This is a genomic window from Anaeromyxobacter sp. PSR-1, assembly GCF_000964525.1.
GTDB lineage: Bacteria > Myxococcota > Myxococcia > Myxococcales > Anaeromyxobacteraceae > Anaeromyxobacter.
In genome coordinates, this window is sequence record NZ_BAZG01000123.1 from 1 (window position 1) to 12,812 (window position 12,812).

Sequence of the window (12,812 nt, forward strand, 5' to 3'; positions counted from 1 at the left end):
TGAGCACGCCGAGCGGCGCGGCGCCCGGCGCGCGCGCGACGCGGCCAGGGCGACCAGCCAGCTCTTCACGTTCGCGCCGCTGGTGTGCACGTGCAGCAGCCGGCCCTCCGCCGCGGCGCCCCCGAGCGCGGCGGCGTAGCGGAGCGCGCCGCGCGCCGGCCGGACGCCGTCGCCCGAGTGGTCGCCGTGGCCGATGTCGAGCACCTGCACGTCCACGCCGCGCGCGCGGGCGGCGCGGGCCAGCGCGGCCACGTGCACCGCCACGCCGCCGTACGGCCTCGGCCAGTTGCCGACGAGCGCCAGCCGCACTCAGCTCACCGCCCGCGCGTCCGCGGGCGCCTCCGCGGCGTCCGCGCGCGCCGTCCGGGTCGCGGGCTCGGCGGGCGGATCCGGCCGCTCCCCGGGGACGGGCCGCGCCAGGCCCAGCGTGGAGAACACGCCCCCGAGGTTGCAGGTCGCCACCACGCCGCTCCAGCCGACCGCGCCGAGCGTGGTGTTCTCCCAGAGGACCTTGCGCTTCAGCCCGTAGGGCGAGCCGCCGTGGCGGTTCTCCTCGTCCTCGATGGTCACCGCCGCCTCGAAGCCGGCCTCGGCCACCGCGCGCTGGACCGCCGGCGTGTAGTAGCCGTTCGGATAGGCGAAGTGCCGCGGGGCGCGGCCGATCCGCTCGCGCAGCTGATCGCGGCAGCCGGCCAGCTCGCGGCGGGCCTCGACGAGCGGCAGGTTCGCGAGCACGGCGTGGTTCACCGTGTGGCCGCCCACGTCCACGCCGGCGGCGTCGAGCGCGCGCACCTCGTCCCAGGTCATGAGGCGCGTCGAGGCCGGGAGGTCCTGCTCGGCCGTGCCGAGCCGGCGCTCCAGCCCCGCCGCCAGCGCCACCAGCCGCTCGTGCGGGAGGCGCGCGATGAGCCGGTCGAGCGTGGCGGCCGGACCGCCCTCGGCGCAGGCGGAGAGCAGCGCCTGCAGCGGGGGCGGGAGGCCGGCGCGCTCGAAGGGGATGCGCCGCCGCGCCAGCGCGGCGAGCGCCGCGTGCAGCCGGTCGTGCGGGAGGCGGCGGGCGGTGCCGACGTAGCCGGTCGGCACGAACACGGTGGCCGGGGCGCGCAGGGCGCGCAGCACGGGCAGCGCGTGCTGCGCCACGTCGGCGTAGCCGTCGTCGATCGTCACCGCGACGACGTCGGCGCGGCGGCCGCCCGCGGGCTCCGCCAGGATGCGTCGCGCGTCGGCGAGCGAGACGATCTCGTTCCGCCGGCCCACGTGCTCGAGCTGCCGCCGCAGCGTCTCGGTGGACACGAGCAGCGAGGCGAGCGTCTGCCTGGATTCGGCGCCGAAGTCCGGCGTCACGCGGTGGTACGAGAGGATGAGCACGCGGGAGCCGCCCGCCTGCCGCCGGCGCACCAGCCGGACCGCGTGGTGGATCCCCACCGCGGTGAGCGCCCCCGCCACGGCCGCCTTCGCGGCCCGCTTCAGGATCCACCGCGCGCTGAAGTCGGCCCGCTCCGGCATGCCCCCTCCTCCTCGGCGAGAAGGTGTGCACGCGCTCCGGCGGCGAGCGCCGGTCCCGGCGGGTGCGCTGCGTACGGGGGCGCTGCCGCCCGGGGCGCGTGCGGCCGCGCCGGGACGTCAGAAGCTCCGGGACTGGCCGCCGTCCACCACCCAGCACGCGCCGTTCACCCAGCTCGCGCGCGGCGAGGCGAGGAACGCGACCACCGCCGCGACCTCCTCGGGCGTGCCGAAGCGTCCGCCCGGGAGCTCGCGCCGGACGAAGTCGGCGATGCCCTCCGGGTCCGCCTGCCGGCGCCGCTCCCAGCCGCCGCCCGGGAACGCGATGGACCCCGGCGCGACCGAGTTCACGCGGATGCCGTCGGCGGCGAGCTCGCGCCCGAGCGCCTTCGCCAGGCTCTGCTCGGCCGCCTTGGCGACGTTGTACGACGGGCCGCCGCCGGCCTCGCGCCCCCAGATCGACGTGATCATCACGATCGACCCGCCGCCGCGGCGCCGCAGCGCCGGGATGGCCCGCAGGCTGGCGCGGAGGGCGGGGAACAGGTTGCGGTCGAGCACCGCGCGGAAGTCGGCCTCGTCGGCGTCCGCGACGCTGCGCGCGCCCGAGCCGCCCACGTTGTTCACGAGCACGTCCACGCCGCCCAGCGCCGAGACGGCCTCGCCCACCAGCCGGTCCACGCCCTCCGCGGTGACGAGGTCGGCGGCGACCGTCAGGTGCGGGCCGGGCCCGGCCTGGTCGAGCGCCGCGCGGACCTCCGCGAGCGCCTCCGCGCCGCGCGCGCCGACCGCCACCCGCGCGCCCTCCCGCGCCAGCGCCACCGCGATGGCGCGGCCGATGCCGCGGCTGCCGCCGGTGACGACCGCGACCTTGCCGTCGAGCCCGAGGTCCATGCGCGGATCCTAGCGCCGGCGCCGCCGGCGCGCGGCCGCCCGCTCCACCAGGGCGAGCTTCTCGGTCCGGCGCAGCCGCTTCACCGCCGCCTCGCGCCGCAGCGCCGCGCCGCGATCGGCGGCGCGCTCGCGCCAGACCAGCTCCACCGGGAGCCGCGAGCGCGTGTAGCGGGCGCCGCGCCCGGCGGCGTGGCGGGCCACCCGCGCGGCGAGGTCGTTCGTGGCGCCGGCGTACAGCGAGCCGTCCCCGCAGCGCAGGAGGTACACCCACCAGCGCGCCGCCCCCGCGGCGGGGCCGCGACCCGGCGCCGCCGCGGGCACTACCGGCCGCGCTGCGAGGCGCGCCGCGTCTGCTGGGCGACGAAGGGGTTGGAGGGACGGCCGACGGTCCGGGGCTGCGGGGCCGCGGGGGCGCCCTCCGGCCCGTGCGCGTGCTCGGGGTGCTGCTCGGGCGGCGCGGTCCGCTGGACCGGCTTCCCGCCCTTCTTCCGCTTCTTGCTGACCGGCATCTCGTTCCACCTCTCCGCTCGCGAGGAACGGCGAGCGCGACCAGAACCTAGCGCGAACCCGGGCGGACGCCCAGTGAGCCGCGCCACGAGAAAGCCCCGGCCCTGGGCGTGCCAGGACCGGGGCTCGGGGAGCGCGCGATACAGGATTCGAACCTGTGGCCTTCGGCTCCGGAGGCCGACGCTCTATCCAGCTGAGCTAATCGCGCTCGAGGGGCGGTATCTAGTGCAGGCCACCCCGAAAGGCAAGAAGGTTCGCGGGACTTCGGCGCTCCGGCCGGTCCGGCGCCGGCGGCGCCGAGCGGGCTCCGTTCACCGTCCGCGAATCCGGTGGGTCGCGGCGACACCACCGTGGAAACCCCCTGCGCGCCCGCGCGCCTGCGCGCCAGCGCGCAGGTAGGGGTTGAGGCATTCGGTCGCACATGCTAGGCACCCAAACGTGCCCCAGATAAACACGCTCGAGCAGCTGCTCAAGGCCACCGCCCTCGTCGCCGCGGCCATCGCGGTCCTCATCCTCGCCTGGTACCTGGTCCGGCGCCCGCCGCTCAACCGGACGACCAAGGTCCTGCTCCTGTTCGGGCTCGGCGTCATGCCGATCGGCGTCGCGCTCACCGGCAACATCGCCGGGTTCGAGTACACGCTGAAGCGTCCGTTCTGCGGCTCCTGCCACGTGATGCTGCCCTACACGGAGGACGCGGCGGACCCGGCCTCCACCAGCCTCGCCGCGATCCACAGCCGCAACCACGCGTTCGGCGAGGAGAGCTGCTACACGTGCCACGCCGACTACCAGATGTTCGGCGCGATGACGACGAAGCTGAACGGCCTGAAGCACCTGTACTTCTACGTCACGGAGTACGCGAACACCGGGCCGTACGGCGAGGGCGGGCCGAAGATCCACATGTACAAGGCGTTCCAGAACGGCATGTGCACCCGCTGCCACTCCACCACCGCGCCGCGGTGGCTCGCGAACGAGGAGCACTCCGGCATGATCGAGGAGATCCGCTCGGGCGACGCGAAGTGCGTGGACTGCCACGGCGGCGAGAAGGTCCACCCGCGCGCGTTCGCGCACGGCGGCAATGGCCGCGGCCCCGCGGCCTCCACCGGGAAGGGGGAGTAGCGATGATCTCCAAGTTCACCATCCGCCGGCTGGTGCTGGTCTCGGCCGTCCTGTCGCTCGTGTCGCTCGCCCTGATGATCGCGGGCATCGTGTTCCCGAACCCGTTCCTGCTCGTCGCGGCGATGAGCCTCGGCCAGCTCTTCGGCACCACCTCGCTCGCGCTCTACCTGCTCGCCATCGCGCTCGACCTTCAGGGCGTGGGCGAGCACGAGGAGCTGGGCGGCCGCCTCGGCGGCGGCCAGCAGTAGCGCAGGGCGGGGCGCGCGGCGCCCCCTGGAACGCCGAAGGCCCCGGCGCCCTTCGCGGGCGGCCGGGGCCTTCTCACGTCCGGTCCGGGGACCGGCGGGCCGCTAGCCCGGGTTGATGCAGCTGCAGCTGGTGGTGCCGTCGCAGAGGTCGAACGAGCCGGCCTTCGCGCAGGTCCCGGTGCAGCAGGTCTGCGTCGGCGAGCACGACGCGCCGATGTCGGCGCAGCTCTGCGGCGGCGTGCAGAAGCAGCCGGTGGCGGTGGTGCACGGCACCCCGTTGTTCAGGCAGGTGGTGTTCTCGCCCGGGCAGCAGGGGTTGGTCGGCGAGCAGGACGGCAGCGGCTGGCCCTGCACGTAGTGGCCGCAGGTGGCCGCCGGGACCTCGCAGGTGCACGAGGTGTCGCCCGGCGCGCAGTCCACCTGGCCGGTCGTGCCCTGCGTCTTGCACGCGAGGCCGGTGCAGCAGGCGGCGCCGCCGGCGGTGCAGGCCTGGCCCACGTCCACGCAGGTCTGCGCCGACTGGCAGGTGCCGTTCGTCCCGCAGGTCAGGCCCGAGCAGCAGGTCGTGCCGGCGCCGCAGGCCTGGCCCTGGTCGGCGCAGGAGCTCTGGTCGGTGACGCAGGTGCCGTGCGTCGCGCCGGCCGGGACCGCGCAGGACAGGCCCGAGCAGCAGTCGGCGGAGACGGTGCACGCCTCGCTCTGGCGCTGGCAGACCGGCTGGCAGGCGTGCGTGTCGGGGTCGCAGAAGCCGGAGCAGCACGCCGAGTCGGTGCTGCAGGTGGTGCCCACCGCGCCGCAGGCGGCCGGGGCGCACTTGCCGGAGGTGCAGGTCCCGCTGCAGCAGTCGGCGTTGCTCGTGCAGGTGCCGGTGGTCGGGATGCACGAGCCGCCGCAGCGGAGCACGCCCTGCGCGTCGGGCACGCACGGCGCGAGCCCGCAGCACTGGTCGCGGAACTGGCAGACGTCGCCCTGCGGGATGCAGCACTTCGGATCGTTGCCGTCGTAGCCGGTCGGGCAGGTCCCGCCGGTCTCGCCGGGGGGCGCGCCGTAGCAGCGCATGATGTTGTTCGAGTCCGGCTTGCAGGCCGGCTTGCCGCTGCCGTTCCAGGTGCTCGGCATGCAGCAGTTCTGCGATGCGTTCACGTCGGTCGAGGCGCCGCAGATGTTGCCCGGCGGGTTGCAGCCGCCGCCGTTGTCGCAGGTGTGCTCGGCGCCGTCGCAGAGGATCGCCTTCGACGGATCCACCTGGTCGTTGATGTTGCAGCAGGCGTCGGTCGAGTCGCAGAAGTCGCCGGTCATGCGGCAGCCGCCGGCGGGCTGGCAGACCTTGGCGCCGCTGCCCGGGTCCACGCACAGGCGCGAGCAGCAGTTGGACGGCCCTGCGCAGGGGTTGCCGCCCTGGACGCAGCCGCCCGGCGGATCCACGCAGCGGCCCGGGGTGCCGGCGCTGGTGTCGCAGAGGCCGGAGCAGCAGTCGGTGCCCTGGTAGCAGAGGTCGCCGTAGGCGCTGCACGAGTACGCCGGGACGCAGGCGCCGCCCTGGCAGTTGGTGGAGCAGCAGTCGTACGGCTGCGAGCAGGCCTCACCCAGCGTGCGGCAGGACGCGCCGGTGCCGCCGCTCGGCACGGCCACGCAGGAGCCGGACTGGGTGGCGTTGCAGGTGCCGGTGCCGGAGCAGCACTCCGACTCGTTCGAGCACGCGCTCCCGATCTGCTTGCACGTCTCGTTGCGGCAGAGCCCGCCCACGCAGCTCAGCGAGCAGCAGTCGGCGGCCGCGTTGCAGGCCTCGCCGGCGGGCGCGCAGAACTCGCTCGTCCCGCACACGGCCTGGCCGCCGCCGGCCGGCGGGGCGCAGGTCGGCGAGCAGCACTCCGCGGCCGAGCTGCAGGCGGTCCCGTCGGCCTTGCAGGTGGTGGAGCCCTGGGTGCAGGTGCCGCCCTCGCAGAAGCCGGTGCAGCACGGCTTCCCGGCGCCGCAGCTCCCGCCGTCGGGCGCGCAGAGCGTCTCCTGGATGCAGGTGGCGCTGCCGGTCGCGCCGAAGCAGGTCAGGCCGGTGCAGCAGTCGGCCTGCGTGGTGCACGCGCCGTTCTGCGGCCTGCAGGCGGGCGGCGGCGGGTCGACGGGACCCGAGGATCCGCCACCGCCTCCGCTGGAGCACGCCGCGAGCGCGGCGAGCAGGGAGGCGGTGAGCGCGAGCCGAAGGCGGGCGGGGCGGCTGGGCATGGTCGGTTGGCTCCTCGTGTCCCCGACGAGCGGGACAGCGAGCAGTTACCCCAAAACGCCTTGCGTCTACCAGGGGTTTGCTGTGCGCGCCGGTGCGCTCTGTGCGTGCCGGCGTACCGTCCGGCAGGGGGCGCGCATCCTTGACCCTCCCTGCCCCGGGCTGCTACGTATGGCAGTGATTTTGCGGGGGTGCGTACGCACTCCCCAGGGGGGCGCGCTTCCATGGCAATCCGGGCGATCGCGGTCGAGGACGACGAGGCGGTGTCGAAGCTCATCGCCCAGGTCTTGACCGCGCACGGATTCGAGGTCTGCGGGACCGCAGCGACGGGCGAGGACGGGGTGGCGCTGGCCCGTCGCGAGCGGCCGGACGTGGCGCTCGTGGATCTCGGGCTGCCGAAGATGAGCGGCGAGGACGTCATCGCCACCATCCGGCAGGAGCTGCCCAAGACCGCGTGCATCGCGCTCACCGCGGTGGACATCCCCGCCCGCGTGCTGAACGCGATGCGGGCCGGCGCGTCGGGCTACATCCTGAAGCCGTTCCACGCCGCCGATCTCACCAAGGCGGTGGAGGACGTGCTCTCCGGCGAGGCCGCGCCCATCAGCCCGCGCGCGGCCAAGGTGCTGCTGCAGGAGTTCCGCGGCGATCCGCCGGACCAGCGCGCGAAGGACGGCCCGGCGCTCTCGAAGCGCGAGCTCGAGGTGCTGCAGCTGCTCGTGCACGGTCACACCTACGCGGACGTGGCGACGGCGCTCGGCATCGCCGAGGGCACCGTCCAGACGTACGTGAAGCGCATCTACGAGAAGATGGACGTCTCGACGAAGGCCGAGGCCGCGCTGCTCGCGGTCGCGCGCGGGCTCGTGAAGCCGTAGGCGCCGGCGCCGCCTCGCGGGGTCGCGAGGGGCCGCCTCGAGCGCCCGGGTCCCTCCCGGGTTCGAGGAGGCTTACATCCCTGGGGAGTCCGGCGCGCGCGGGCGACGGCCCGGCGCGCCTTGACTTCGCGGGATCGACCCCTATAATGAGGCCCTTTTTCGCCTCGGAAAGCCGTATAAATGCGCGTCAATATTGACGAAATCAAGGAGGCAGGCCTCCGCCGGAGCTGGGACGTCGCCCGCGAGCAGGTGGACGACATCCTCCAGGGCGACAAGGCCGGCTACCGCGCGCGCGGCCCGCTTCACGTCGAGGCGAAGCTGGAGAAGATCGACCGCCGGGTGCGGGTGGACGGGCACGGCAAGGCGGAGCTGACGGTGCCGTGCGGCCGGTGCCTCCAGCCGGTGTCGCTGGACCAGCCGGTGGATTTCGAGTTGACGCTCGTCCCCTCGGACGAGTACGTGGACGAGCCCCGAGGCGAGAAGGACTCGAGCACCGGCCCGACCGGCGGCAGCTTCGAGGCCGAGCGGGCGGACGAGGAGGTCTACACGGGCAAGGTCGTCGACCTCGACCCGATCCTCCGCGAGCAGCTGGTCCTGGCGCTGCCGGGCTACCCGGTGTGCAAGGACGACTGCAAGGGACTCTGCCCCGTGTGCGGGGCCAACCTGAACGATCGCGAGTGCGGCTGCGATCGCCACGTTCCGGACCCGCGCTGGGCGGGCCTCAAGAACGTGAAGCTGTAGTGAGCGCGCCGCGGCTGCGGCGCGCGGAAGGAGCACGACGTGGGCGTTCCCAAGAAGCGGACGAGCAGCATGCGGCGCGATCGGCGCCGCGCCGCGAACTTCAAGCTGAAGCCGGTCAACGTGGTGAAGTGCCCGAAGTGCAAGGAGCCGGTGCTCCCGCACCGCGCGTGCCCGTCCTGCGGGACGTACAAGGGCGAGCAGATCACCGAGGCGTCATAGGCGCGATGGTCGGGAAGATCGCGCCCATCGCCGTCGATGCGATGGGGGGCGACCACGCCCCCGCCGCGATCGTACAAGGTGCCGTTAACGCAGCGCGTAAGGGGCTGCCGGTCATCCTGGTCGGCCCCGAGGCGCGCGTGCGAGAGGAGCTCGCGCGCCACCGCGCCGGGAGCTCCCTGCCGCTCGAGGTGCACCCTGCGACGGAGGTGGTCGAGATGCACGACCACCCCGGCCAGGCGATGCGGCGGAAGCGGGACAACTCCATCCGCGTCTGCTTCGACCTGGTCGCGTCGGGCCGGGCGGCGGGGATGGTGTCCGCGGGCAACTCCGGCGCGGTGATGGCGGGCGCCATCCTGGTCCTCGGCCGTCCCGAGGGCGTGGAGCGGCCCGCGATCGTCTCGGTCCTCCCCGCGCTCAAGGGCTCGCCGCTCATGCTCGACATGGGCGCGGTGGTGGACTGCCGGCCCATCCACCTGGTGCAGTTCGCGCTGATGGGCGAGGTCTACTCGCGGCGCGTGCACGGGGTGGCCCGGCCGCGCGTGGCCATCCTCTCCAACGGGGAGGAGGACACGAAGGGCACCGACCTCACCCGCGCCGCCGCCGCGGCGCTGCGGCGCGCGCCCATCGACTTCGTGGGCTACTGCGAGGGGCGCGACCTGCTCACCGGCGAGGTCGACGTCATCGTGACCGACGGCTTCACCGGCAACGTGGCCCTGAAGACGATGGAGGGCACGGCCAAGGTGGTCGGCGAGTACCTCAAGCGCGCGCTGCGCAGCACCACCGTCTCGAAGATCGGCGGGCTGCTCTCCAAGGCCGCGCTGGAGGGGATGAAGAAGCGCATCGACTGGCGCGAGGTGGGGGGCGCTCCGCTGGTGGGCGTGAACGGGGTCGGGTTCATCTCGCACGGGCGCTCCGACGCGCTCGCCGTCGAGAACGCGATCCGCCGCGCGGGCGACGCCGCGCGCGCCCACTTCATCGACGAGATCGCGCGGGCCGTCGCGCCGTCGCACGCGCTGCTGGAGGTCCCCGCCAACGGCGCGGCCGCCCAGCAGGGCCCCACGCAGCGGCGCACCGCGCCGCCCCAACCCTGACCAGGAGATCCATGCGCTCCCTCATCGCCGGCACCGGGTCGTACGCGCCCGAGAAGGTCGTCACCAACGCCGATCTGGAGAAGCTGGTGGACACCAGCGACCAGTGGATCGTCGAGCGCACCGGCATCCGCGAGCGGCACGTCGTCGCCGACGACCAGGCCACCAGCGACCTCGCGCTCGAGGCCTCGCGCCGCGCGCTCGACGCGGCCGGCGTGGACCCGAAGGACGTCGAGATGATCGTGGTGGGCACGGTCACCCCGGACTACCCGTTCCCCAGCGTGGGCGCGGTGCTGCAGGGGAAGCTCGGGAACAAGAAGGCGTTCGCCTTCGACGTCTCCGCCGCCTGCGCCGGCTCGCTCTACGCGCTCTCGGTCGCCGATCGCTTCGTGGCGTCCGGCGCGGTGAAGAACGCGCTGGTGGTGGGCGCCGACGCGCTCACCCGGATCACCGACTGGACCGACCGGAACACCTGCATCCTGTTCGGCGACGGCGCCGGCGCGATGGTGCTGAAGCCGACCGACGACGCGCGGCGCGGCATCGTCAGCACCCGCCTGCACACCGACGGCTCGCTCGTGCCCATCCTGCTGCAGCCGGGTGGCGGCTCGCGCGACCCGATCTCCGAGAAGGTGGTCCGGGAGAAGTCGCACTACGTGAAGATGAACGGCCGCGAGGTCTTCAAGGTGGCCGTCCGCTCGCTCGAGGAGAGCTGCCGCGAGGTGCTCGCCGACGAGAAGCTCACCCCCGGCGACGTGACCTGGGTGATCGCGCACCAGGCCAACAAGCGCATCCTGGACGCGACGCTGAGCCGGCTGGAGATCCCCGAGTCGAAGTGCTGGATGAACCTCGAGAAGTACGGCAACACCTCGGCGGCGAGCGTCCCGATGACGCTCGACGAGGCGAACCGGGCCGGCTGGCTGAAGCCCGGCGACACCGTCCTGATGATGGCGATCGGCGGCGGCATGGCCTGGGGCGCCAGCGTGGTGCGCTGGTAGGCGCGAGGACGGGACATGGGCAAGCTCGCGTTCGTCTTCCCGGGGCAGGGCTCGCAGTCGGTGGGCATGGGCAAGGACCTGCACGACGCCTTCCCCGAGGCGCGTGAGATCTTCGAGCAGGTGGACGAGGCGCTGGGCGAGAAGCTCTCGGCCCTGTGCTTCGGCGGCCCCGAGGACCAGCTCAAGCTGACCGCCAACACGCAGCCCTCGATCCTGACCGTCTCGTCCGCCGCGGCCGCGGTGCTCGCGAACCAGGGGATCGTGCCGGACTACGTGGCCGGCCACTCGCTGGGCGAGTACTCGGCGCTGGTGGCGGTGGGCGCGTGCGGCGCCGCCGAGGCGGCGCGGGCGGTGCGGGCGCGCGGCACGTTCATGCAGGAGGCGGTGCCGGCCGGGCAGGGCGCCATGAGCGCGGTGCTCGGGCTCGACCCGGCCCGGGTCCGCGAGATCTGCGCCGCGGTGGCGGCCGAGGGCGGCCAGGTGGTCTCGCCGGCGAACTACAACGAGCCGGCCCAGACGGTGATCGCCGGCGCGGCCGCCGCGGTGGAGCGGGCCGGCGCGAAGCTGAAGGAGGCCGGCGCGAAGCGCGTGCTGCCGCTGCCGGTGTCCGCCCCCTTCCACTCGGCGCTGATGGAGCCGGTGAAGGCGCGGCTCGAGCCGGTGCTGCGCGCCATCGCGTGGAACGCGCCGCTGCGGCCGGTGGTGACGAACGTCGAGGCGAAGCCGAACCAGGACGCCGCGCGGGTGGTCCCGCTGCTCGTCGAGCAGGTGACCGCGCCGGTGCGCTGGATCGAGTGCGTCGAGGAGCTGGTCCGGCTGGGCGTGACCCGGGTGGTCGAGGTCGGCCCGGGCAAGGTGCTCTCCGGGCTGGTGCGCCGCATCGACAGGTCGGTCGAGGCGTTCAACGTCGAGGACCGCGCGTCGCTGGAGAAGACGCTCGCGGCGCTGAAGGGCTAGGGAACCGAGATGACCTTCGACTTCACCGGGAAGACCGCGCTCGTCACCGGCGCGTCGCGCGGCATCGGCCGCGCCGTGGCGGTGGCGCTCGCGCGCGGCGGGGCCAGCGTGGCGCTGAACTACGCCGGCAACGACGCGGCCGCGGCCGAGGCCATCGCCCTGGTGCGCCAGGCGGGCGCGCCGCGCGCCGAGCTGTACAAGTTCGACGTGGCCGACCCCGCGGCCTGCACCGCCGCGGTGGAGCAGGTGGTGGCCACCTTCGGCGGGCTGCACGTCCTCGTGAACAACGCCGGGATCGCCATCGACCAGCTCGTCATGCGGCTGAAGGACGAGGACTGGAACCGGCAGCTCCAGGTGAACCTCACCGGCGCGTTCAACCTGATCCGCGCCGTCACCCGGCCCATGATGAAGCAGCGCGCCGGCGCCATCGTGAACCTCACCTCGGTGGTGGGCGAGATGGGCAACGCCGGCCAGGCCGCCTACGCCGCCACCAAGGCCGGGCTGGAGGGGCTCACCAAGTCGGTGGCCCGCGAGCTCGCGTCGCGCAACGTGCGCGTGAACGCGGTGGCGCCCGGCTTCATCGACACGGACATGACCGCGGTGCTCCCCGAGGCCGCGAAGACGAAGATGAAGGACATGATCCCGCTCGCGCGGCTCGGCAGCGCGGAGGACGTGGCGAACGCGGTGGCGTTCCTCGCGAGCGACCTGGCATCGTACGTGACCGGCGAGACCCTGCGGGTCAACGGCGGCATGTACATGTAGCTGCAGGCTCCCTGCGGCGGCACCAACCCCGAGCACAACGGAGGAAGCACCATGTCGGCAACGATCGAGCAGAAGGTGAAGAACATCATCGCGGACCAGCTGGGCGTGGGAGAGGACGAGATCAAGCCCGCCGCCAGCTTCATCGAGGACCTCGGCGCCGACTCGCTCGACATCGTCGAGCTGGTCATGGCCATGGAGGAGGAGTTCGAGGTCGAGATCCCCGACGAGGAGGCCGAGAACATCAAGACGGTGCAGGACGCGGTGAACTACATCACCACGCACAAGAAGTAGCCGCGGCTCCGGAGTCGGTACCGCGCGCGGGGGGCGGGGCCGGGGGGCCTCGCCGCCGCCGCACGCGCTTTTTCCGAGGAGAGGTGAACCTGATGAGCAGGCGCCGTGTCGTCGTCACTGGACTGGGGCTCGTCTCGCCCGTGGGCATCGGGGTGGAGGAGTCCTGGAGCGCGCTCGTGGCCGGCAAGAGCGGCGTCGGGCCCATCACCCTCTTCGACGCCTCGACCTACCCGACCCGCATCGCGGGCGAGGTGAAGGGCTTCGATCCCACCCGGTTCATGGACCGGAAGGAGGCCCGGCGCAACGACCGGTTCATCCAGTTCGCGCTGGCCGCGGCCGACATGGCCATGAAGGACTCGGGCCTCGACATGTCGAAGGAGGACCCGGTGCGCGTCGGCGCC

At 73.8% G+C, this 12,812-nt stretch carries 16 protein-coding genes, 1 tRNA gene and 1 pseudogene; 11 read left to right on the forward strand and 7 right to left on the reverse strand.

Going from position 1 to position 12,812, the window contains the following annotated elements; all coding sequences use genetic code 11:
• The 6 genes and pseudogenes from PSR1_RS16180 to PSR1_RS16205 all read right to left on the reverse strand — a co-directional run.
• Positions 1-309: pseudogene (locus tag PSR1_RS16180) on the reverse strand (glycosyl transferase); the annotation flags it as partial.
• On the reverse strand, positions 310-1,506 hold the full coding sequence (locus tag PSR1_RS16185) for a polysaccharide deacetylase family protein (RefSeq protein WP_059438515.1): 1,197 nt from the start codon (positions 1,504-1,506) through the stop codon (positions 310-312).
• A gap of 117 nt (positions 1,507-1,623) precedes the next feature.
• Positions 1,624-2,394: an SDR family NAD(P)-dependent oxidoreductase gene (locus tag PSR1_RS16190; protein WP_059438516.1), complete on the reverse strand. Its 771-nt coding sequence runs from the start codon at positions 2,392-2,394 to the stop codon at positions 1,624-1,626.
• Positions 2,395-2,403: 9 nt separating this feature from the next.
• Positions 2,404-2,715, reverse strand: a complete 312-nt coding sequence (locus PSR1_RS16195; protein ID WP_059438517.1) for a GIY-YIG nuclease family protein — start codon at positions 2,713-2,715, stop codon at positions 2,404-2,406.
• Positions 2,715-2,903 carry a hypothetical protein gene (locus tag PSR1_RS16200; RefSeq protein WP_059438518.1) on the reverse strand — a complete coding sequence of 63 codons (189 nt, stop codon included), beginning with the start codon at positions 2,901-2,903 and terminating at the stop codon, positions 2,715-2,717. Before PSR1_RS16200 ends, PSR1_RS16195 begins: the two co-directional genes overlap by 1 nt.
• Positions 2,904-3,035: 132 nt before the next feature.
• A tRNA-Arg gene (locus PSR1_RS16205) sits at positions 3,036-3,109 on the reverse strand.
• A gap of 230 nt (positions 3,110-3,339) precedes the next feature.
• On the opposite strand from PSR1_RS16205, the gene PSR1_RS16210 reads away from it, so the two are divergent.
• Both PSR1_RS16210 and PSR1_RS16215 read left to right on the forward strand, forming a co-directional pair.
• Positions 3,340-4,017, forward strand: coding sequence for a NapC/NirT family cytochrome c (locus PSR1_RS16210; RefSeq protein WP_059438519.1), 678 nt, complete (start codon positions 3,340-3,342; stop codon positions 4,015-4,017).
• 2 nt (positions 4,018-4,019) lie between these two features.
• Positions 4,020-4,265 (forward strand): hypothetical protein, encoded by a 246-nt coding sequence (locus tag PSR1_RS16215; protein ID WP_059438520.1) that lies wholly within the window; start codon positions 4,020-4,022, stop codon positions 4,263-4,265.
• A 102-nt stretch (positions 4,266-4,367) separates the two neighbouring features.
• On the opposite strand, the gene PSR1_RS16220 is transcribed toward PSR1_RS16215, so the two are convergent.
• A complete protein-coding gene (locus tag PSR1_RS16220; protein WP_059438521.1) occupies positions 4,368-6,488 on the reverse strand; it encodes a hypothetical protein in 2,121 nt (706 codons plus the stop codon).
• Positions 6,489-6,710: 222 nt separating this feature from the next.
• Here PSR1_RS16220 and PSR1_RS16225 point away from each other — a divergent pair, with 222 nt between their 5' ends.
• The 9 genes from PSR1_RS16225 to PSR1_RS16265 form a co-directional block, all read left to right on the forward strand.
• A complete protein-coding gene (locus PSR1_RS16225) occupies positions 6,711-7,358 on the forward strand; it encodes a response regulator transcription factor (protein ID WP_011421806.1) in 648 nt (215 codons plus the stop codon).
• Between the two features lie 180 nt (positions 7,359-7,538).
• On the forward strand, positions 7,539-8,099 hold the full coding sequence (locus PSR1_RS16230; protein ID WP_059438522.1) for a DUF177 domain-containing protein: 561 nt from the start codon (positions 7,539-7,541) through the stop codon (positions 8,097-8,099).
• Positions 8,100-8,138: 39 nt separating this feature from the next.
• Entirely contained in the window at positions 8,139-8,318 is a 180-nt protein-coding gene (gene rpmF, locus PSR1_RS16235; protein WP_011421804.1) for a 50S ribosomal protein L32, read from the forward strand.
• A 5-nt stretch (positions 8,319-8,323) separates the two neighbouring features.
• Positions 8,324-9,409, forward strand: a complete 1,086-nt coding sequence (plsX, locus tag PSR1_RS16240) for a phosphate acyltransferase PlsX (RefSeq protein ID WP_059438523.1) — start codon at positions 8,324-8,326, stop codon at positions 9,407-9,409.
• An 11-nt stretch (positions 9,410-9,420) separates the two neighbouring features.
• A complete protein-coding gene (locus tag PSR1_RS16245) occupies positions 9,421-10,401 on the forward strand; it encodes a beta-ketoacyl-ACP synthase III (protein WP_059438524.1) in 981 nt (326 codons plus the stop codon).
• A gap of 15 nt (positions 10,402-10,416) precedes the next feature.
• Positions 10,417-11,358, forward strand: coding sequence for an ACP S-malonyltransferase (gene fabD / locus PSR1_RS16250; protein ID WP_059438525.1), 942 nt, complete (start codon positions 10,417-10,419; stop codon positions 11,356-11,358).
• A gap of 9 nt (positions 11,359-11,367) precedes the next feature.
• Positions 11,368-12,120, forward strand: a complete 753-nt coding sequence (fabG, locus tag PSR1_RS16255; protein ID WP_059438526.1) for a 3-oxoacyl-[acyl-carrier-protein] reductase — start codon at positions 11,368-11,370, stop codon at positions 12,118-12,120.
• Between the two features lie 51 nt (positions 12,121-12,171).
• The gene (gene acpP / locus PSR1_RS16260; RefSeq protein ID WP_011421799.1) at positions 12,172-12,411 is read left to right on the forward strand and encodes an acyl carrier protein; all 240 of its coding nucleotides are present in this window, start codon (positions 12,172-12,174) and stop codon (positions 12,409-12,411) included.
• A 92-nt stretch (positions 12,412-12,503) separates the two neighbouring features.
• Positions 12,504-12,812, forward strand: a 309-nt coding sequence (locus PSR1_RS16265; RefSeq protein ID WP_272946370.1) for a beta-ketoacyl synthase N-terminal-like domain-containing protein, incomplete at its 3' end; no start/stop codon positions are given.

Bases quoted from the DNA above. Each gene is read 5' to 3' on its own strand.
- fabD (WP_059438525.1), top strand. From the start codon at position 10,417: ATGGGCAAGCTCGCGTTCGTCTTCCCGGGGCAGGGCTCGCAGTCGGTG.
- PSR1_RS16220 (WP_059438521.1), bottom strand. From the start codon at position 6,488: ATGCCCAGCCGCCCCGCCCGCCTTCGGCTCGCGCTCACCGCCTCCCTG.
- PSR1_RS16185 (WP_059438515.1), bottom strand. From the start codon at position 1,506: ATGCCGGAGCGGGCCGACTTCAGCGCGCGGTGGATCCTGAAGCGGGCC.
- PSR1_RS16225 (WP_011421806.1), top strand. From the start codon at position 6,711: ATGGCAATCCGGGCGATCGCGGTCGAGGACGACGAGGCGGTGTCGAAG.
- PSR1_RS16245 (WP_059438524.1), top strand. From the start codon at position 9,421: ATGCGCTCCCTCATCGCCGGCACCGGGTCGTACGCGCCCGAGAAGGTC.
- PSR1_RS16230 (WP_059438522.1), top strand. From the start codon at position 7,539: ATGCGCGTCAATATTGACGAAATCAAGGAGGCAGGCCTCCGCCGGAGC.
- PSR1_RS16200 (WP_059438518.1), bottom strand. From the start codon at position 2,903: ATGCCGGTCAGCAAGAAGCGGAAGAAGGGCGGGAAGCCGGTCCAGCGG.
- plsX (WP_059438523.1), top strand. From the start codon at position 8,324: ATGGTCGGGAAGATCGCGCCCATCGCCGTCGATGCGATGGGGGGCGAC.
- PSR1_RS16190 (WP_059438516.1), bottom strand. From the start codon at position 2,394: ATGGACCTCGGGCTCGACGGCAAGGTCGCGGTCGTCACCGGCGGCAGC.
- PSR1_RS16215 (WP_059438520.1), top strand. From the start codon at position 4,020: ATGATCTCCAAGTTCACCATCCGCCGGCTGGTGCTGGTCTCGGCCGTC.
- fabG (WP_059438526.1), top strand. From the start codon at position 11,368: ATGACCTTCGACTTCACCGGGAAGACCGCGCTCGTCACCGGCGCGTCG.
- acpP (WP_011421799.1), top strand. From the start codon at position 12,172: ATGTCGGCAACGATCGAGCAGAAGGTGAAGAACATCATCGCGGACCAG.